This is a genomic window from Streptomyces sp. NPDC029526, from assembly GCF_040637405.1.
Lineage (GTDB): Bacteria > Actinomycetota > Actinomycetes > Streptomycetales > Streptomycetaceae > Streptomyces.
In genome coordinates this window covers 686731-704826 of record NZ_JBEZWE010000002.1, presented here as the reverse complement: position 1 = coordinate 704826, position 18096 = coordinate 686731, and the positions used below count along the sequence as shown (strand labels likewise).

Here is an 18096-nt window from a genome sequence, read left to right as displayed (position 1 = left end):
GGCAGGAACCCGTCATGCCGTCCCCGTCCCCGTCCCCTCAGCCGCCCTCCCCCGGGCGCTCCGCCGACGTGCGGCGGCGGTTCGCCGAGGAGGCCAGGTCCGAGCGGCCCGACCTGGCCACGCTCTGCCTGCTGCTGGCCGCGGAGGCGGACGGCGCGCTGGACGAGCCGGGCCTGGACGCCGCGCAGATCGAACTGGACCGGCTGGCCGGGCTGCTCCCCCACCGGCCGGGCGGCCCGCGCGCGTGGGCGGTCGCGCTGCGCGACCTGCTGGGCGAACGGTGCGGGTTCCACGGCACCCCGGCCGACTACCGCCGCCTGGAGTCGTCGCTGCTGCACGAGGTCCTGCGGCGGCGGCGCGGGCTGCCGATCCTGCTGTCGGTGGTGTGGATGGAGGTGGCGCGGCGTGCCGGGGCCCCGGTGTACGGGGTGGCGCTGCCGGGTCACTTCGTCGTCGGCTTCGGGCACGACGGGCCGCCGGTGCTCGCCGACCCGTTCGACGGCGGCCGGCTGATGACCGGCGCGGACGCGGACCTGGTGGTCGCCGGCACCACCGGCGGCTCGCTGGACCCGTCGATGCTGACCCCGGCCGATCCGCTGGACGTCGTGCTGCGCGTGCTGAACAACATCCGCGCGTGGGCGGCGGCCCGGCCCGAGCAGTCCGCCGTGGCGCTGTGGGCCCTCGACCTGTCCCTGCTGCTCCCCTCGCACCCGGCGCGGCTGCGCTACGAGCGGGCCCAGCTGCTGGTGCAGCGCGGCTCCTTCGTGGACGGCGCGGCGGAGCTGGAGGCGTATGCGGAGGTGGTCGCCGCGGTGGACGAACCGGCCGCGGACCGTATCCGCGGCCAGGCCCGCGCCGCCCGCGCGCTGCTCAACTGATGCTCCGGCAGGCAGCGTTCGCCCGTCACGACGCCCCTTGACGGGCAGCCGTCGCCTACCGCGGCACCACGGCCGCCGCTGCCTGCGGCCCGCGCGCGCTACAGCCAGCCCTTCTCCCGGGCCACCCGGACCGCTTCGGTGCGGTTGCGGACGGCCAGCTTCTGGATGGCGGTGGAGAGGTAGTTGCGGACGGTGCCCTGGGACAGGTGCAGGGCACCGGCGAGTTCGGCGTTGGTGGAGCCGTCGGCGGCGGCGCGCAGGACCTCGCGCTCCCGCTCGGTGAGGGGGTTGGCGCCGTCCGCCAGGGCCGCCGCGGCGAGCGTCGGGTCGATCACCCGTTCCCCGGCCAGCACGGTGCGCAGGGCGGCGGCGAGTTGGGCGGCCGGGGCGTCCTTGACCAGGAAGGCGTCGGCACCGGCCTCCATGGCGCCGCGCAGGTATCCGGGCCGGCCGAAGGTGGTGAGGACGACCAGTTTCACGTCCGGCAGTTCGCGGTGCAGCAGAGCGGCGGCCTCGATGCCGTTCGCGCCGGGCATCTCGATGTCCAGCAGGGCGACGTCCACGGCGTGCTCGCGGGCCGCGGCCAGCACCTCGTCGCCGCGGGCGACCTGCGCGACGACCTCGATGTCGTCCTCCAGGCCCAGCAGGGCGGCCAGGGCCTCGCGGACCATGGACTGGTCCTCCGCGAGCAGGACCTTGATCGTGCGGCTCATGCGCGGGATCCTACGTCCGCGCCCGAGCCCGCCCCCGTGCCCTGTTCCGGCCGGGCTCCCGAGCCCGCTCCCGGGCCCTCCCCCGACCCCGGTCCCGCTCCCGGTCCCGGTCCCGAGCCCGGGCCTTCCCCTGCGGGGTCCTCGCCGGACTCCGCCCCGAGGTCCGCACCGGACTCCGGGCCGGACTCCGCGCCGGACTCCGGGCCTGGCTCCGCGCCCGGTTCCGCGCCGGGCCCCACGCCCCGGTCCGTCGCCGTGTCCGCCGCGCCCGGCTCCGCTGCCGCCAGCGGGGCCCGCGCGACCAGCCGGAAGCCCTGCCCGCCGGGACCGGCCTCCAGGGTGCCCCCGACGGCGCGCAGCCGCTCGGCGAGGCCGGTCAGGCCGTTGCCGTACGGGCTGCCGCCCTGGGGGCCACTGCGGTGCCGGCTGTCGCCGTGCGGGGCCGGTCCGCCGGTGCCGTCGTCCTCGACGGACAGTTCCAGCACCGGCCGGCCGTCCACCGTGCGGCGGCGCAGCAGTTCGACCGTGCAGCGGCCGGCCCCGCTGTGCCGGACGACGTTGGTGACGGCCTCCCGCAGCGCCCAGGCCAGGGCGAACTCGCTCTCCGGGGGGACGTCCGCGAGGCCGGGTTCGGCGGGCAGGTCGGCGTGGACCCCGGCGGCCGCCAGCGCCATCCGCGCACCGGCGATCTCGCTGCCCAGCCGGGGCCGCCGGTAGCCGCTGACGGCCTCCCGCACGTCGGTCATCGCCTGGCGGCTGACCTGCTCGATGTCGGCGATCTGCCGGGCCGCGAGCTCCGGCTGCCCGGGGAGCATCCGGCCGGCCAGTTCGCTCTTGAGCGTGATCAGCGAGAGCGAGTGGCCGAGCAGGTCGTGCAGGTCACGGGCGAGCCGCAGGCGCTCCTCGTTGGCGGCGAGCTGGGCGACGGTGGCGCGGGCCTCCCGCAGCGCGATCGTGGTCCGGACGAGTTCGCGCACGCCAGTCATGGCGAAGCCGCCGAGCAGCGCGGGCACGAGGAGCCCGGGGAGGAACACCGTGCCCTCCGGGACGACGAGTGCGGCTCCCGCCATCAGGGCCGACGCGCCCGGGATGGTCCAGCAGGCCAGCCGCAGCGGCAGGGCCGCGCCGGAGGCGATGGCCACGTAGACGAACAGCACCAGCCACTCCCGGCCCAGGAACAGGACCAGGGCACCGGATTCCGCGCAGAGGAGGGCGAGCACCAGCAGGACGGGGCCGTTGCGCTCGGTGCGGCCGGTGCGGAAGACCAGGGTGAGGTAGCCGGTGACGAAGACGACGAGCCCGCTCCAGCCGAGGACCTGGGCGGCCGGGCCGTGGCCGCCGTCCAGGAGGTCGATCACGGGTGCGCTGAGAAAGGCCAGCCAGATGCCCGACCACAGCGCCTTCACCAGCCACTGTCTGCGGTTCTCCGGGCGCTCGCCCATGGCTCCGGCGCCCGGCCCGCCGTGGGAGCTGCCGGTGGCTCTTGTCGCTGTCCTCATACGACCATCGTGGCCCGGCCGGACGCCCCAGGGGCAGTGTCCCGGGTCCCGGACGGCGGATGACGGATGTCATACCGTGCCGCGGACGACACGACGGCAGGACGGCACGACGGCAGGACGGCAGGACGGGGGGTGGCGGGGGCGGGGGTGCCCGAGACGGCCGTCAGCCGCCGGCCGCCGGAGGGCGGGCGGCGGCTGACAGGTGTCAGGTGCCGGGTGTCGGGCGTCGGGTGCCGGCCGGGAGGCGTCAGCTGGGGTCGGTCTCGATCACCGCGGTGCGGTCCGTCTTGCTCATCAGCGCCTCGCGCAGCGCCCCGTACACGTCCTGCGGGGTGACGGGCGTCTTCTCGCCGTTGCCCCGGGTGATCAGCACGCCGTCGAAGGTCTGGCCGTACAGCTTCTTCAGGGCGCCCAGGTCGGGCTTGTCGACCAGCTTGCCGTTGACGGCCTCCACCCGGAGGAACTTCCACAGCGAGTTCTCGGGGCTCATCGGGATGGAGTGGGCCGCGTCAGTCTGCACGGTGACGTTGGCCGACATGGCCGGTTCGGCGAACTCCTTCATCATCCGGTCGACCTCGGCCTTGCTGACCGTGGGTTGCCGGGTCGTCGTCGGCACGGTGACCGGGGACGAGGCGCCCGTCTCCACCTGGGTGCGGTAGGCCGCCGAGACCACCTCGGTCGACTTGTCGACGTCGATGCCCTCGCCGGGCTTGCCGTACACGGGGACGGCCTTGCCGGACACGAACTTGATCGTGCCGTCGGTGTTCGAGGCCGTGCCCCCGACGTCGTTCAGGGCGGCGTGCAGCTTCTCCTCGTCGACCGGCATGACGGGGTCCACGGTCCGCTGGTTGCCGAACAGGGAGCCGATCACGGAGACCGGGTTGTAGTCGCTCCGGGCGGCGTCCGCGACGGTGGCGTCGGCGTCGAACTGCAGGCCGGCGTTGTCCGGTTCCAGCTCGACGGTCTTGCCGCCGACGGTCAGCTTCAGCGGCTCGTTCAGCCGGTCGCCGAGTGCCGCGTCCAGCTTCTGCACGGCGTCGTCACGGGTGCCGCCGCCGATGTCGACCCCGAGCACGGTGGTGCCCTTGGGCACGTCGGAGTGGTTCATCAGCAGGCCGGCGCCGTAGGCGACGCCGCCGAGGAAGACCAGGCCGCCGGCGAGCAGCACCAGCTTGCTGCGCCCCTTCTTCTTCGCCGGCTTCGCGGAACTCGCGGCGGGCGCGGGGCCCGGCTCGGGCAGCTTGGGGGGCGTGTGGGTCCGCGGGCCGCCGGCCGGGGTGTCCGCGTCGAAGGCGGCGCTCGCCGGGACGACGGGGATGCCGCTGGTGACGGTGTTCCCGGAGACGTTGTCGTGGCGGGCGCCGTAGCCGGGGCCAGGCTCGGGGGCCTGGATCTGCGGGGTGAGGATCGCGGTGTCGTCGCTGAGCCCGCCGCCGGGCACGCCGCCCTGCCCCTGCGCGCCCGGTCCGCGACCCTGCGCGCCCGCTCCGCCCGGTCCGGCCGCGCCGCCTCCGGGCCGCCCGGGGACGTCCGCTCCGCCCGGCCCGCCCAGCGGACCGCCGACCCCGGTGACGGGTCCGGTCGTGGGCCCGGAGGGGCCGCCCTCGGGGAAGTACGGCAGGTCGTCGCGGCCGGGTTCGCCGGAGCCGCCCTGACCCGGACGCGTCCCGCCGGCCAGCGCCTCGGTCACGTCGAAGGAGCCGGTGCCGCCGCCGTGCCCGGGAGCCACCGGGCCGCCGGTCGCGCCGGGGAGTCCGGCACCGTTGGTGGAGCCGGTGCCGGGTGCGGAACCGTTCGTGCCCTGCGGCCGGGGGGCGCCGCCCGGGACTGTGCCGCCGCCGACACCACCGGGGCGTCCGGTGCCCGCGCGGGCACCGGGACCCGGGACGCCGTTCGGGGTGCCGCCGCCCGTGCCGGAACCGCCCGCCGGGGCCGACCCGTTGGCGGGACCGGAACCCGTACCGCCCTTCGCGGCCGGGGACTTGCGTGGCGCGAACCAGTCGCTGGTGGGCTTGTCCTCGGTCTTGGGGGTGCTCGGCCGGCCGCCGCCCGTGGGGCGGGTCGGCAGCGGGGCGGGCGCGCCGGGTGCGGCGGTGCCCTCGGCCGGTCCGGCCGAGGCACCGGGTCCCGGGGCCGGCGTCCCGCCGTCCGCGCCGGACCCGTTCGCCGTGTCGCCGGTGTTCTCGGTGTCCCTGGCGTCCGTGTCCTTGTCCTTGACGGGCTGACGCACGACGACCGGCGGAATGGGCCGGGATCCGGGGATGTTGATCCGGATCCGGGTCGTCAGCGTGGTCTCGGTCTTGCGTTCCTCCGGCCGCGCGGCCGGACGGCCCGCGTCCGTGCCCTCGTCCGGAATCGCCGGGATCCCGTAGGGCGGGGTGCCCGACGGGTAGGCGGCTCCTCCGCGCCCTTCGGGCCCGGTGGACGGGGTGTCAGTTTCACGACTCAAGGCAGGTTCTCCCGGTTGGCTCCGCCGCCCGTCTCGACCTCACGACGGAGATCCCCCCGGCTCGGGCGAGGCCGAGTTCGGGGGAGGCTCGGCGGCGCGCACCACCATACTGGCCGCATCCGGCCGCTTTCCCACGACTCCTGGGGAAACCCGCACCGGACCCGCACGCCCGTGAAACGGCGAAGGAGTACGTCATGTGGCAAGTCGGCCGGGGCCGCCGTCCGGTTGCCGTCCGGGCCCCAGGGTGGCGCAGATCACAGCAACGGCGATGCCCCCGAGCAGGAAGAGGTAGGACCCGCTTCCCGCGGCGAACAGGAAGTCGCCCTCCGGGCGGCTGGTGGTGAGCAGGACGACGGCGAGCGTCCAGCCCGCGGCGGCGACCACGCCCCCGCTCCGGGAGCGCACGGCCCGGGAGGCTCCCAGGCACAGCCCGGCCTCGCCCGCGAGGGCCAGCAGCAGCCCCGCCGGGAACCAGCCCGCCTGCACCAGCGCCCCGGCCAGCGCGACCACGGCACCGAGCACGAACAGGCCCACATGGGCGGCGATCCGACGGCCGGACGGGAGGCGCGGCGGCTGGGTGAGCAGGGAGGTGGTGCGGTCACTCATGAGGTCTCCCCGGCTCCGATTCCGGCAAACAGGTCGGTCTCCGGCGCACCGGGGCGTTCGCCGCGCACCAACTCGAAGTACTCGGTGGTGAACAGCGGCTGGGCCAGTTCGTTGGAGAGCACGAAGTACGGTTCGGCGACGGTGATCTGGGTGGCGTGGGCGCGCATCGCGGCGGCCTTGGCGGCGGCGTGGGCGGTGCCGTCGATCACGGTCGTCACGCGGGCGTCGTCGACGACACCGGGCACGTCGTCCACGGAGGCCGCCCGGTCGAAGGGCAGGTCCGGGAGGTCGTCGGCGAGGCGCGCGAACGCCTCCTCGGCCACGGAACGGGGGGTGCGGGTCCAGTACACCTTGGACACCGTCCAGCCGCCGTCCCCCGCCGCGAGCTCCACGGCCCGCATGGCGACGCGGTGGGCCTGGATGTGGTCGGGGTGCCCGTAGCCGCCGTTGTCGTCGTAGGTGACCAGGACCTGGGGGCGCACCTCGCGGATCACCTCGGCGAGCAGTTCGGCGGCCCGGTCGACGTCCGCCTGCCAGAAGCAGCCGGGGTCGTCGTTGTCCGGCAGCCCCATCATCCCGGAGTCGCTGAAGCGCCCGGCCCCGCCCAGCAGCCGCACGTCCGTCACGCCCAACGCCCGCGTCGCCTCGCGCAGCTCACCCATCCGGTGCTGCCCGAGGGCGGCGCCGCTCAGGTGGGCCAGCTCGGCGGGGATGACCTCGCCCCGCTCCCCGAGCGTGCAGGTCACCAGCGTGACGTGGGCGCCCTCGGCGGCGTACCGGGCCATGGTGGCCCCGTTGGTGATCGACTCGTCGTCCGGGTGCGCGTGCACCAGCAGCAGACGCCGGGCGGAGCCGGCCGGGGGTTCCCCCGGCCCGGGGCTGGGAGAGGGCGATGCGGTCATGGGTCCACCCTATGAGGAGCGGCCGGGTGCGCCGCCCGGGACCCGGGCAGGACCGGGCAGCGCCGACCGGCCCCGGGCAGGACGGGCCGGACCCGGGCAGGACCGGCCGTCAGTGGCCGTGGCCGGACGCCCCCGACCGGTCGACGGCGCGACGCCGCAGTCGCACCGTCTCCGCGGGCGTCAGGTACGGGTCGGCCGACAGCTTGGCCCCGGCCGCGTCCCGGCCCCGCCCCAGCAACTCCATGGCGGGCAGTCTGTCCGGACCGTGCCCGGCAGCCAATGCGGCGCGCACCGGCGCGGACGCGGACCACCTCGGCCACCTCGGCCCGCCCGGACGGCAGCGGCGGCAGCGGCGGCAGTGGCGGCAGAGGCGGCAGTGACGGCAGTGGCGGCAGGTCGAGCCACCGCGCACGGCCGCCCCGGCGGCGCCGCTCGCCTCAGGCGGAGGCCGTGTCGAGCCGGGCCGCGAGTTCGTCCAGGCACGCCTGCCAGCCTCCGGAGGCGCCGTCGGCGATCGAGGGGTCGGCCAGGATGTGCGTGAACACGAGGAGGCACCCGGTCCCCTCCTCGCGCAGCTCGATCCTGACGTGGTCGTCGAACTCCCGCTCCTTGCCGTCCGGGTCGTGCTCGTCGAAGCCGAACTCCCGCGGCGGGTCGAAGTGGGTGACGGTGGCCGGGTAGACGGTGCCCTCGCCGTCGTCGAAGGCGATCCGGCCCCCGACCCTCGGCTCCAGCTCCGTGACCCGCAGCGGGTACCACTGGCTGAGCTGCCCGGGATCGGTGACGGCCCGCCACACCTTCTCCCGGCTGTGGTGCAGGTGACGTTCGAACCGCAGGGCAGGCCGGCCGTCGATGGTGATGGTGCCGCTCGCGCTCATCGTGTCATTGCTCCTCGGTTGCCTGACGCGGCTGTTGCTCGGGAACATCGGGCATCGTGTCCAGGTGCCGCTCCAGGGCGTCCAGGCGTTCCGTCCACAGTCGGCGATACGGCTCCAGCCAGGCGTCGAGTTCCGCCAACGGTTCCGGGCGCAGCTCGTACCAGCGGCGCTGCGCTTCCGCCCGTACGGTGACGAGCCCGGCGTCCCGCAGCACCCGCAGGTGCTTGGACACGCGCGGCTGGCTCATGTCGAGGGTGTGGGCGATCTCCCCGACGTGTCGGGGCCGCCCGAGCAGCAACCCGAGCACCCGCCGTCGCGTGGGGTCGGCCAGTACGTCGAAGGGCAGGGACACACCTCCAACATACGCCTCCGGTTATATAACGGCAACGGCATTCACAGGGGGGCGCCGACCCGGGCGCGGGCACCGGGTCCAGTCAGCGCCGGAGCGCCTGATCACGTCGTACGCCCTCCCCGGCACTCCCGGCAGAGACCGGGCTCGGCCGCACGGAAGCCGCGGTCGCAGCCGTCGCAGTTCTGCATGCGCGACCGCGGCCGCGCGGGCGGTGGAGCGGCGGCCCGCTCGCGGTACGGGGCCGGGGGCGGGAGCTGGGCGGCGAGGCGGTGCGCCAGGAAGGCGGCGGGCCGCCGCAGGCCCTCGGGCGGCAGGTCAGCGGTCAGGGCACGGCGTACGGCGGCGGGGGTGACGTCCCGCTCCAGCCAGGCGGCGACGCCGGGGGTCAGGTGGGCCGTGTCGGACTCGGAGAGGAGCAACTGCGCGTCGTGACGCCGCAGGTCCGCGAGGACGCCGGCCGCCGCCCGGAACAGGCCGGGCACGTGGCACTCCGGGCGGGGCACCGCGGGGAGCGGCCTGCGGGACGCTCGCGGCTCACGGGCGGTCCGGGACTCGCGCTCCTCGCAGGGCTGCTGCGGGCGCGGCTGCGGAGACGCGTCCGCTTCCGGCGCCGGGGCTGCCGACGGCTCCGGCAGGTCGGCGGTGCGGGGAGAGGGCCCCGGGTGGCTCCGGGCCGCCGCGGGCTGATTGCAGGAGACCGTGCGGCTGACGATGCGACCGGAGGGAGTTCGGACGCGTTCACGACGCAGGTAGCCGTGGCACTCCAACTCGCGCAGCGCGGCGGCGATCCGTGCGGCCCCCTCGGGGAAGCGGGCGGTGAGCGTCTTGATGTCGGCCGGGGCGCCCTGGGGCAGCGACTGGAGGTGCGTACCGAGCCCGATGGCCAGCAGGGAGAGTTGGCGGTGCTGGGCGAGATGGTTGCCGATCACCGTGAAGCGGCTGGTGTGGCGGGTGTTGTCGTGCTGGAGCCCACGGGTGGTGCGGTGGACTCGGTTCTGCTGGTTACTGCCCGCAACGCGGGCCTGGGCGCGCGGGGGCGCGCTAGGGTTCTGGTTACCCATCGGGAAGGTGTCCTCTTCCTCGGTGGTCAGGCCCTCGCAGTGGGATTGTCCGTCCCGGCGGGGGCCGTCTCATGTCTGTGGTGGAGACGCTGTGTTCGTCGTGCTGAGCGTCGGGCCTCGGGGGCCACGAAATCCAGCCGAAGCGGAGATGTTCACCCGCCCGAGTGATCGCGGCCACGGACGGGCGGGGTGGGGCTCGGTGGGAGTTCTTTCCCTCTCGTTTCTTTGTCTTTCAGCCGCCGACGGCACCGGAACGCGAGGGGTCGGGTTCCGGCGGCGCGAGGTCGGTCTCCGCCCGGACGACCTTGCGCGGGAACCGCCCCTCGCGGTCGAGGGCTGATCCCGCGCCCCCTGCCCGGCACTGCGGCCGACGCAGGAGGCGACGGCCCGCCGCCCGGGGCTCTCACACGTCCCGGATCCCCCGGAAGGGCCGGTCGGCCTCCAGCTCGAACGCCAGCTCCAGCAGCAGGCGTTCCGCGCCGGGGCGGCCGGAGAACATGACGCCGATGGGGAGGCCGTCCGGGGTCGCGTGGTCGGCGGGTACGGAGATCGACGGGGTGCCGACGACGTTGTTGACCGGGGTGAACGCCACGTAGTCGACGAGCCGTTGGATCAGGGTGTCGTACGGAACGGCCGGGCTGAGGTGGCCGAGCCGCGGGGTGGTGTGGGCGAGGACCGGGGAGAGGATCACGTCGAGGCCGCGGAACGCCGCCGCGTAGGCGAGGCGGGTGCGCTTGAGCCGGCGCAGCACGCCGGGCGTGGTGCGCCACCTGCCGACGTACATCTCCCGCAGGCCCCGGCTGAGGCCGTCCATGCGGTGGCGGTCGAAGCCGTCGCCCATCCGTCGGCCGGTGACGCCGATCAGGAACGACAGCATGCCCCAGTAGGTCAGGAAGTCCTCGGTGAAAGTGGGCTCGATGGCCAGTTCCACCGGCTCGACGGTGTGGCCGAGGCGTTCCAGGCGCTGTGCCGTCTCCGTCACGGCCGTCCTGGTGTCGTCGTCGGAGCGGACGCCGTTCGGGGAGTCCACCAGGAGGCCGACGCGCAGGCGGCGGTCGGAGGGGCCCTCGACGAGGCCGACGGGCGGCAGCTTGGGGTTGCGCCAGTGCTGTTCGGCCGCCGCGAGGAAGGCGGCGCTGTCGCGCACCGAGCGGCTGACCACGCCGTCGGTGACGAGGTCGATGGGCAGTTGGCGGCCCTGTGCGTTCGCCACCATCCGGCCGCGGGTGGGCTTGAGGCCGACGAGTCCGCAGCAGGCGGCGGGGATGCGGATGGAGCCGCCGCCGTCGTTGGCGTGGGCGATTGGCACGGCGCCGGCCGCGACCAGGGCGGCGCTGCCACCGGAGGAGCCGCCCGCCGAGTGGCCGGTGTGCCACGGGTTGCGGACGGGCTCGCCCTCTTCGTACTCGGTGCTGGCGTTGAAGCCGAACTCGGGCAGCCGGGTCTTGCCGAGCACGGTGAGGCCGGTGCTCAGGAACTGCCGGGTGAACGGGGCGTGCCGCCCGGCCGTCCGGGGCCGGAAGGCGAGGCTGCCGTGCCCGGAGGGCAGACCCTGGTAGTCGGTGTTGTCCTTGACGAAGGTCGGCACCCCGGCGAGGGCGCCGCCTGCCTCCGCGCCCCGGGCCGGGAGGTCGAGGTGCGTCTCGACGGCGTGGAGGCGGGCGTCGACGTCCCGGACCCGGGCCGCGGCGTCGCGGGCGGCCTCCGCCGCGCTCACCTCGCCCCGGCGGATCGCCTCGGCGAGGGAGACCGCGTCGTGGTCGCCGAGCGCGTCGTCCCGGAAGACGTGCACGCCGGTGCGCGTCCCGTCCGGTCCCTCGTGCCGTGCCTCGCTCCGGTCCTCGGAAGTCGTCACCGTCGGCTCCGCCCTGCGCGCGTGGATGATGGTCCCGCCATCATTGCTTACCGGCGGGTAACACGCGAGGGGGCAGCGCCGGTCAGAATTTGATGCTGCCGATCATGCCCGCGATGTTGTTCGTCAGCTCGCTGATCGTGGGCGCCACGGTCGACGACGCGAGGTAGAAGCCCAGCAGCATGCAGACCACCGCATGGCCGGCCTTCAGGCCCGACTTCTTGATCAGCAGGAAGACGATGATCGCCAGCAGCACCACCGCCGAAATCGAGAGTGCCACGGCGGCTCACCTCCAAAGATCCCAGGACGCGGGGGTAGGAATACGGCAGGAGCATGGGGGCAGTTGAACGGGAGCGGATACATCCACAGAGGTGCCAGCAGGTTCATACCCACTATGCGCTAACGATCATAACTATCCGTACGTGCGCATCGGTCGGCGCACGGCCGCACAAGGGGGCGCATGGCCAATATGGTCAGGGCATGACGACCGAGGCTGACTCCTTCCCCCGACGGCACGCCCGTACCCAGCGCTTCTCGCTCGGCGCCCCGCGTTCCTTCACCGTGGCGCCCGACGGCTCCCGGGTCGTGTTCCTGCGCTCCGCCTCCGGAACGGACCGGGCGACCGGCTTGTGGGTGCTGGACACCGGTACCCCCGGCGAGGGGTCTTCCACCGGCTCCGGGAAGCCCGGGGAGCGCGTGGCGGCCGACCCGCGCGCCCTCCTCGGGGGCGCGTCGGAGCATCTGTCGGCGCAGGAGCGGGCCCGGCGCGAACGCAGTCGTGAGGGTGGGGCCGGCATCGTCGGCTACGCGACCGACGCGGCCGTGGAGTTGGCCTCTTTCGCCTTGTCAGGGCGGTTGTTCACGGCCGAACTGCGAGCCGGGACGACCCGCGAACTACCGGTCCCCGGACCGGTGATCGACCCCCGCCCCTCCCCCGACGGCCGCCACGTCGCCTACGTCTCCGGCGGAGCCCTGCGGGTCGTCGGCGCGGAGGGGGCGGACGACCGGGCCCTCGCGCCCCCCGAGGGGGAGAACGTCACCTACGGCCTCGCGGAGTTCATCGCGGCCGAGGAGATGGGGCGTTCGCGGGGGTTCTGGTGGTCGCCGGACTCGGACCGGCTGCTCGTAACGCGGGCCGACGACACCCCGGTGGACCGGTGGTGGATCGCCGACCCGGCCCGCCCGGAACGGGAGCCGCACCGGGTCGCGTACCCCGCCGCCGGCACGGCCAACGCCGAGGTACGCCTGTTCGTCCTCGACCTGAACGGGGTGCGCACCGAGGTCTCCTGGGACCGGGCGCGCTACCCGTATCTGGCGCATGTGCACTGGTCAGCGGCGGGTGCCCCGCTGCTGCTGGTCCAGGCCCGGGACCAGCGCGCGCAGCTGATCCTGGCCGTGGACCCGGACTCCGGGGCGACCCGGATGGTGCACGCCGACGAAGATCCGGTTTGGCTTGATCTTTTCCCCGGCGTCCCGTGCTGGAGCCCGTCCGGGCAGCTGGTGCGGATCGCCGACGAGGGCGGCGCACGGCGGCTGGTGGTCGGCGAACGGCCCCTGACCGGCCCGCAGTTGCACGTACGCGCGGTGCTGGACGTGTCCGCCGACGACGTGCTGGTCTCGGCGTCGGCGGGCGCCGAGGCGGACGAGCCGGACCTCGGCGAGGTCCATGTGTACCGGGTCAACGAACTGGGCGTGGAGCGCGTCTCGCAGGAGCCCGGCGTGCACACGGCGGTGCGCGCCGGCGAGGTCACCGTGCTGGTCTCGGCGACCCTCGACCGGCCGGGTGCGCGGGTGCGGGTCCTGCGTGACGGGAAACCGACGGCGACTGTCCCGTCGTACGCCGAAGACCCCGGTTTGTCCCCCCGGGTGACCCTCACCCATGGGGGCGCACGCCGAATTCCGTGCGCCGTGCTTATGCCTCGGGACTACGCCGGTGACACCCCTCTGCCGGTGCTCATGGACCCCTACGGCGGCCCGCACGGGGCCCGCGTGCTGGCCGCGCACAACCCCCACCTCACCTCCCAGTGGTTCGCCGACCAGGGCTTCGCGGTGGTCGTGGCCGACGGGCGGGGCACCCCGGGCCGCTCCCCCGCCTGGGAGAAGGCCGTCCACCACGACTTCACCCTCACCCTCGACGACCAGATCGAGGCGCTGCACGCCCTCGCGGACTCCCACCCGCTCGACCTCTCCCGGGTGGCGATCCGAGGCTGGTCCTACGGCGGCTACCTGGCGGCGCTGGCCGTCCTGCGCCGGCCCGACGTCTTCCACGCGGGCATCGCCGGCGCCCCGGTGACCGACTGGCGGCTGTACGACACGCACTACACGGAGCGCTACCTGGGCGACCCGGCCGGGCACCCGGAGGTGTACGCGCACAGCTCGCTGGTCACCGACGACGGCCTGTCGTCCCCGGCGGACCCGCACCGCCCGCTGATGATCGTGCACGGCCTGGCCGACGACAACGTGGTCGTCGCCCACGCCCTGCGGCTGTCCTCCGCCCTGCTGGCGGCCGGACGCCCGCACGAGGTGCTGCCGCTGTCCGGCGTCACGCACATGACCCCGCAGGAGCAGGTGGCGGAGAACCTGCTGCTGCTGCAGGTCGACTTCCTCAAGCGGTCCCTCGGCATGGACCGGCAGCCCGGCTGACGGGGCCCCGCCCCCGGACCGACGGACCGGCTGACGGGCCCACCCCCGGACCGGCGCACCGGTCCACCGGCCCACCGGCCCACCGCCGGACCGGCCCGTGGCCCGCGCCGCCCGGCACGGCGTCCCGTGGCAGGAGCGGCGCGGGCACGGCGACGGGCCGGGACGACATGGCGGCGTCCCGGCCCGTCTACGGCACCCGCACGGCCGTACGCCGCCCAGTGTCGTCCGCCCGTATGTCGCCGTGTGGTCCTGCGCGTTGCGCGCCCGTTACGGCCCCGGCCGGCCCGGAGGCAGCTAAGTCCCCCGGGCCGGACGCCGGTCGCTACCGCCGGTCGTCCGGACGCTCCTCCGGCGCCACCACCCGCTTCTCCTCCGCGAAGTGACAGGCGGAGGGATGGGCGACCGGGCCGCTCGCCCCGAGGAACACCTCGGGCACCGTCAGCAGCGGTACCTCCACCGCGCAGCGCTCCCGTGCCTTCCAGCACCGGGTGCGGAACCGGCACCCCGACGGGATGTTGGTCGGTGACGGCACGTCACCCGTGAGGATGATCCGCTCCCGGTGCTCCCGGGCCTCCGGGTCGGGCACCGGCACGGCGGACAGCAGGGCCTGGGTGTAGGGGTGCGTGGGGTGGTCGTAGATCGCGCTGTCGGTGCCGGTCTCGACGATCCGCCCGAGGTACATCACGCCGACCCGGTCGGAGATGTGCCGGACGATCGACAGGTCGTGCGCGATGAAGATGTATGCCAGGTCGAACTCCGTCTGGAGCCGGTCCATCAGGTTGATGACCTGCGCCTGCACCGACACGTCCAGCGCGGAGACGGGTTCGTCCGCGACGATGATCTCGGGGTTCAGGGCCAGGCCGCGGGCGATGCCGATGCGCTGGCGCTGACCGCCGGAGAACTGGTGCGGGTAGCGGTTGATGTACTCCGGGTTCAGGCCGACGACGTCCAGCAGGTCCTGCACCTTCTTGCGCCGGTTGCCCTTGGGCGCCACCTCCGGGTGGATCTCGAAGGGCTCGCCGATGATGTCACCCACTGTCATACGGGGGTTGAGCGAGGTGTACGGGTCCTGGAACACCATCTGGATGTTGCGGCGGACCGCCTTCAGCGCCCGGCCCGACAGCCGGGTGATGTCCTCGCCCTTGTAGCGGATCGACCCGGCGGTCGGACGCTCCAGGTTGACCAGCATCTTGGCCACCGTCGACTTGCCGCTGCCGGACTCCCCCACGATGCCCAGCGTCTCGCCCCGGCCCAGCGCGAAGTCCACGCCGTCGACCGCCTTCACGGCGCCGACCTGCTTCTTGAACAGCACGCCCCGGGTCAGCGGATAGTGCTTGACCAGGCCGCTGACCTCCAGAATCGGCTCAGCCATGGAGGCACTCCCTCCAGAAGTGGCAGGCGCTCCCCCGGTCGGAGTCGGCGTCGGTGACGTCGTACAGCGGGGGCACGTCGGTGCGGCAGACGTCCTGCGCCATCGGGCAGCGGGGGTGGAAGGGGCAGCCGGGCGGGATGTGCATGAGGTTGGGCGGCAGGCCCTTGATGGCGTACAGCTCCTGCCCCTTCTGGTCCAGGCGCGGGATGGAGTCCAGCAGACCGCGGGTGTAGGGGTGGGCGGGCGCCTTGTAGATGTCGTGCACGGGGGCCGTCTCGACGATCCGGCCCGCGTACATCACCGCGATGCGGTCGGCCACGTCGGCGACCACGCCGAGGTCGTGGGTGATGAGGATCAGGCCCATCCGGTACTCCCGCTGGAGTTCCGCGAGCAGCTCCATCACCTGGGCCTGGACCGTCACGTCGAGCGCGGTGGTCGGCTCGTCGGCGATGATCAGCGCCGGCTCCAGGGCCAGCGCCATGGCGATCATGATGCGCTGGCGCATCCCGCCGGAGAACTGGTGCGGGTACTGCCGGACCCGCTCCCGGGCGGCCGGGATGCCCACCCGTTCCATCAGCTCGACGGCCTTGGTGCGGGCGTCCTTGCGGGACATGCCCCGGTGCACGGTGAACATCTCGCCGAGCTGGTCGCCGACCGAGAGCACCGGGTTCAGGGAGGACAGCGCGTCCTGGAAGACCATCGCCATCTCGGCGCCGCGCACCTTGCGGCGCTCGTCCTCCTTGAGTGTCAGCAGGTCCCGGCCCTGGAACAGCACCTGGCCGCCGGTGATCCGTCCCGGCGGCATGTCGAGGATGCCCATGATCGCCTGCGCGGTGACCGACTTGCCGGAGCCGGACTCGCCGAGCACGGCCAGCGTCTCGCCCTCGTCCACGCCGTAGCTGACGCCGTTGACGGCCTTCGCGACCCCGTCCCGGGTGTGGAACTCCACGTGCAGGTCACGCACTTCGAGCAGCATGACGGCGGTTCACCTCAGCTTCGGGTCGAGGGCGTCGCGCACCGCGTCGCCGAGCATGATGAACGCCAGGACGGTGATCGCCAGGGCCCCGGAGGGCCACAGCAGGGCGTGCGGGGCGTTGCGGATGTAGGGGGAGGCGGCCGAGATGTCGATGCCCCAGGAGACGCTGGGCGGCTTCAGCCCGACGCCGAGGTAGGACAGGGTGGCCTCCAGGGCGATGTACGTGCCGAGCGCGATGGTGGCGACGACGATGACCGGCGCGATCGCGTTGGGCGCGATGTGCCGGAAGATCAGCCGGGAGTTGGAGGCGCCGAGGGCGCGGGCGGCCTGCACGTAGTCGTTCTGCTTGGCGGTGATGACGGAGCCGCGGGCGATGCGGGACAGCTGCGGCCAGCCCAGCAGCACGATGAAGCCGATGACCGGCCAGACGGTGTTGCTGGTGATCACGGACAGCAGCACCAGCCCGCCGAGGACGACGGGGATGGCGAAGAAGACGTCGGTGATGCGGGACAGCACCGAGTCCCCCACCCCGCCGAAGAAGCCGGCCAGCGCGCCCAGCACGCTGCCCAGGATCGCCACCCCCAGCGTGGCGAGCACGCCGACGGCGACGGAGGTGCGGGCGCCGTACACGGTCCGGGTGTAGACGTCGCAGCCCTGGCCGTCGAAGCCGAAGGGGTGCCCGGCCTGGGAACCCTCCTGGGCCCGGGCCAGGTCGCACGCCAGCGGGCTGCCGGAGGTGATCAGGGACGGCCACAGGGAGATGACGACCAGAAACAGGATGACCAGCGCGGAGACGATGAACACGGGGTTGCGCCGCAGGTCCCGCCAGGCGTCGGACCACAGCGAGCGCGGCTTCGCCTGCGGGCCGGTGCCCTCCGGGCCGCCCGGGGTCTTCTCCAGGGTCTCCGCCTCGTCCATGCCCAGGTCCATGGTGCCGCCCATTCCCGTGTCGGTGACGGCGTTGTCCTCCGGTTCGTGATGGTGGTGGCGGTCAGGCATAACGGATCCTCGGGTCGAGTACGGCGTAGAGGAGGTCGACGACGAGATTGCAGACCAGGAAGACCAGCACGAGCACGGTGACGAAGCCGACGACGGTCTGGGTGTTCTGCCGCAGGATGCCCTGGTAGAGCTGGTAGCCGACGCCGTGGATGTTGAAGATCCGCTCGGTGACGATCGCCCCGCCCATCAGGAAGCCGACGTCGGCGCCGATGAAGGTGACCACCGGGATGAGCGAGTTGCGCAGCAGGTGCCGGGTGATCACGCGCTGCCGGGGCAGCCCTTTGGCGATGGCGGTGCGCACGTAGTCGGAGCGCCGGTTCTCCGCGATGGAGGTGCGGGTGAGCCGGGTGACGTAGGCGAGGGACACCGAGGCCAGCACCAGGCCGGGCAGCAGCAGTTCGTCCAGCGGTGCCTCGGAGGAGACCGACGGCCGGATCCACCCCCACTTCACCCCGAGCAGCAGTTGCAGCAGCAGACCGGTGACGAAGGTGGGGACGGAGATGACGACGAGGGTGAGCAGCAGGACGCCGGTGTCGACGGGGCGCCCCCGGCGCAGTCCGGTGACCACGCCGAGGGTGATGCCGATGACGATCTCGAAGAAGATCGCGACCAGGGTGAGCCGGATGGTGACCGGGAAGGCGGTCCCCATCAGCTCGGTGACCTCCTGGCCGTTGAACGCCGTACCGAAGTCGCCGGTGAAGACGTTCCCCATATAGGTCACATATTGCTGCCAGACCGGCTTGTCGAGGCCGAACTCCTTGCGCAGCTGGGCCGCCGTCGCCGGGTCGCACCGGCGTTCGCCGCACAGTCCGGCGATGGGGTCGCCCATGACGTTGACCATGAGGAAGATCAGCAGCGTGGCCCCGATGAACACCGGGATCATCTGGAGCAGCCGCCGGACGACGTACCGTCCCAT

Annotated in this window: 16 protein-coding genes and 1 pseudogene; 2 read left to right on the top strand and 15 right to left on the bottom strand. The window is 73.7% G+C overall.

What is annotated here, in order from left to right; translation table 11 throughout:
• The first annotated feature begins 14 nt into the window (after window positions 1-14).
• Window positions 15-878 (top strand): transglutaminase-like domain-containing protein, encoded by an 864-nt coding sequence (locus tag AB0F01_RS08645; protein WP_362091342.1) that lies wholly within the window; start codon window positions 15-17, stop codon window positions 876-878.
• A 98-nt stretch (window positions 879-976) separates the two neighbouring features.
• Here AB0F01_RS08645 and AB0F01_RS08640 read toward each other — a convergent pair whose 3' ends face one another.
• The 11 genes and pseudogenes from AB0F01_RS08640 to AB0F01_RS08590 form a co-directional block, all read right to left on the bottom strand.
• Window positions 977-1591 carry a response regulator transcription factor gene (locus AB0F01_RS08640; RefSeq protein ID WP_362091340.1) on the bottom strand — a complete coding sequence of 205 codons (615 nt, stop codon included), beginning with the start codon at window positions 1589-1591 and terminating at the stop codon, window positions 977-979.
• A gap of 278 nt (window positions 1592-1869) precedes the next feature.
• A pseudogene (locus AB0F01_RS08635) lies at window positions 1870-3090 on the bottom strand (sensor histidine kinase); the annotation flags it as partial.
• Window positions 3091-3337: 247 nt separating this feature from the next.
• Window positions 3338-5539 (bottom strand): hypothetical protein, encoded by a 2202-nt coding sequence (locus AB0F01_RS08630; RefSeq protein ID WP_362091338.1) that lies wholly within the window; start codon window positions 5537-5539, stop codon window positions 3338-3340.
• A 192-nt stretch (window positions 5540-5731) separates the two neighbouring features.
• Complete coding sequence (locus AB0F01_RS08625; protein WP_362091335.1) at window positions 5732-6145, bottom strand: DUF6113 family protein; 414 nt, start codon at window positions 6143-6145, stop codon at window positions 5732-5734.
• Complete coding sequence (gene mshB / locus AB0F01_RS08620; RefSeq protein ID WP_362091332.1) at window positions 6142-7047, bottom strand: N-acetyl-1-D-myo-inositol-2-amino-2-deoxy-alpha-D-glucopyranoside deacetylase; 906 nt, start codon at window positions 7045-7047, stop codon at window positions 6142-6144. The genes AB0F01_RS08625 and mshB overlap by 4 nt, the downstream gene beginning before the upstream one ends.
• A gap of 109 nt (window positions 7048-7156) precedes the next feature.
• A complete protein-coding gene (locus AB0F01_RS08615) occupies window positions 7157-7291 on the bottom strand; it encodes a hypothetical protein (RefSeq protein WP_362091329.1) in 135 nt (44 codons plus the stop codon).
• Between the two features lie 193 nt (window positions 7292-7484).
• Window positions 7485-7925: an SRPBCC family protein gene (locus AB0F01_RS08610; RefSeq protein ID WP_362091326.1), complete on the bottom strand. Its 441-nt coding sequence runs from the start codon at window positions 7923-7925 to the stop codon at window positions 7485-7487.
• 4 nt (window positions 7926-7929) lie between these two features.
• Window positions 7930-8277, bottom strand: coding sequence for a metalloregulator ArsR/SmtB family transcription factor (locus AB0F01_RS08605; protein WP_362091323.1), 348 nt, complete (start codon window positions 8275-8277; stop codon window positions 7930-7932).
• Between the two features lie 101 nt (window positions 8278-8378).
• Window positions 8379-9338 carry a helix-turn-helix domain-containing protein gene (locus tag AB0F01_RS08600; RefSeq protein WP_362091320.1) on the bottom strand — a complete coding sequence of 320 codons (960 nt, stop codon included), beginning with the start codon at window positions 9336-9338 and terminating at the stop codon, window positions 8379-8381.
• Between the two features lie 403 nt (window positions 9339-9741).
• On the bottom strand, window positions 9742-11193 hold the full coding sequence (locus AB0F01_RS08595) for an amidase (protein WP_362091317.1): 1452 nt from the start codon (window positions 11191-11193) through the stop codon (window positions 9742-9744).
• 82 nt (window positions 11194-11275) lie between these two features.
• Complete coding sequence (locus AB0F01_RS08590) at window positions 11276-11470, bottom strand: hypothetical protein (RefSeq protein ID WP_164333022.1); 195 nt, start codon at window positions 11468-11470, stop codon at window positions 11276-11278.
• Between the two features lie 200 nt (window positions 11471-11670).
• Between AB0F01_RS08590 and AB0F01_RS08585 the strand changes: the two genes are divergently transcribed.
• Window positions 11671-13833 (top strand): prolyl oligopeptidase family serine peptidase, encoded by a 2163-nt coding sequence (locus AB0F01_RS08585; protein WP_362091314.1) that lies wholly within the window; start codon window positions 11671-11673, stop codon window positions 13831-13833.
• Window positions 13834-14155: 322 nt separating this feature from the next.
• Here the strand turns inward: AB0F01_RS08585 and AB0F01_RS08580 are convergent, their stop codons facing one another.
• The 4 genes from AB0F01_RS08580 to AB0F01_RS08565 are packed head-to-tail and all read right to left on the bottom strand — an operon-like array spanning window position 14156 to window position 18096.
• Window positions 14156-15205, bottom strand: coding sequence for a dipeptide ABC transporter ATP-binding protein (locus AB0F01_RS08580; RefSeq protein WP_362091312.1), 1050 nt, complete (start codon window positions 15203-15205; stop codon window positions 14156-14158).
• Window positions 15198-16181, bottom strand: a complete 984-nt coding sequence (locus AB0F01_RS08575; RefSeq protein WP_362091309.1) for an ABC transporter ATP-binding protein — start codon at window positions 16179-16181, stop codon at window positions 15198-15200. The genes AB0F01_RS08580 and AB0F01_RS08575 overlap by 8 nt, the downstream gene beginning before the upstream one ends.
• A gap of 9 nt (window positions 16182-16190) precedes the next feature.
• Entirely contained in the window at window positions 16191-17180 is a 990-nt protein-coding gene (locus tag AB0F01_RS08570) for an ABC transporter permease (RefSeq protein ID WP_362091306.1), read from the bottom strand.
• Complete coding sequence (locus AB0F01_RS08565; protein ID WP_362091303.1) at window positions 17173-18096, bottom strand: ABC transporter permease; 924 nt, start codon at window positions 18094-18096, stop codon at window positions 17173-17175. Before AB0F01_RS08565 ends, AB0F01_RS08570 begins: the two co-directional genes overlap by 8 nt.

What these genes read in the sequence shown, in the direction of transcription:
- AB0F01_RS08615 (WP_362091329.1), bottom strand. Translation starts at nt 7,291, where the DNA reads ATGGAGTTGCTGGGGCGGGGCCGGGACGCGGCCGGGGCCAAGCTGTCG.
- AB0F01_RS08580 (WP_362091312.1), bottom strand. Translation starts at nt 15,205, where the DNA reads ATGGCTGAGCCGATTCTGGAGGTCAGCGGCCTGGTCAAGCACTATCCG.
- AB0F01_RS08600 (WP_362091320.1), bottom strand. Translation starts at nt 9,338, where the DNA reads ATGGGTAACCAGAACCCTAGCGCGCCCCCGCGCGCCCAGGCCCGCGTT.
- mshB (WP_362091332.1), bottom strand. Translation starts at nt 7,047, where the DNA reads ATGACCGCATCGCCCTCTCCCAGCCCCGGGCCGGGGGAACCCCCGGCC.
- AB0F01_RS08640 (WP_362091340.1), bottom strand. Translation starts at nt 1,591, where the DNA reads ATGAGCCGCACGATCAAGGTCCTGCTCGCGGAGGACCAGTCCATGGTC.
- AB0F01_RS08645 (WP_362091342.1), top strand. Translation starts at nt 15, where the DNA reads ATGCCGTCCCCGTCCCCGTCCCCTCAGCCGCCCTCCCCCGGGCGCTCC.
- AB0F01_RS08575 (WP_362091309.1), bottom strand. Translation starts at nt 16,181, where the DNA reads ATGCTGCTCGAAGTGCGTGACCTGCACGTGGAGTTCCACACCCGGGAC.
- AB0F01_RS08565 (WP_362091303.1), bottom strand. Translation starts at nt 18,096, where the DNA reads ATGGGACGGTACGTCGTCCGGCGGCTGCTCCAGATGATCCCGGTGTTC.
- AB0F01_RS08625 (WP_362091335.1), bottom strand. Translation starts at nt 6,145, where the DNA reads ATGAGTGACCGCACCACCTCCCTGCTCACCCAGCCGCCGCGCCTCCCG.
- AB0F01_RS08570 (WP_362091306.1), bottom strand. Translation starts at nt 17,180, where the DNA reads ATGCCTGACCGCCACCACCATCACGAACCGGAGGACAACGCCGTCACC.
- AB0F01_RS08610 (WP_362091326.1), bottom strand. Translation starts at nt 7,925, where the DNA reads ATGAGCGCGAGCGGCACCATCACCATCGACGGCCGGCCTGCCCTGCGG.
- AB0F01_RS08585 (WP_362091314.1), top strand. Translation starts at nt 11,671, where the DNA reads ATGACGACCGAGGCTGACTCCTTCCCCCGACGGCACGCCCGTACCCAG.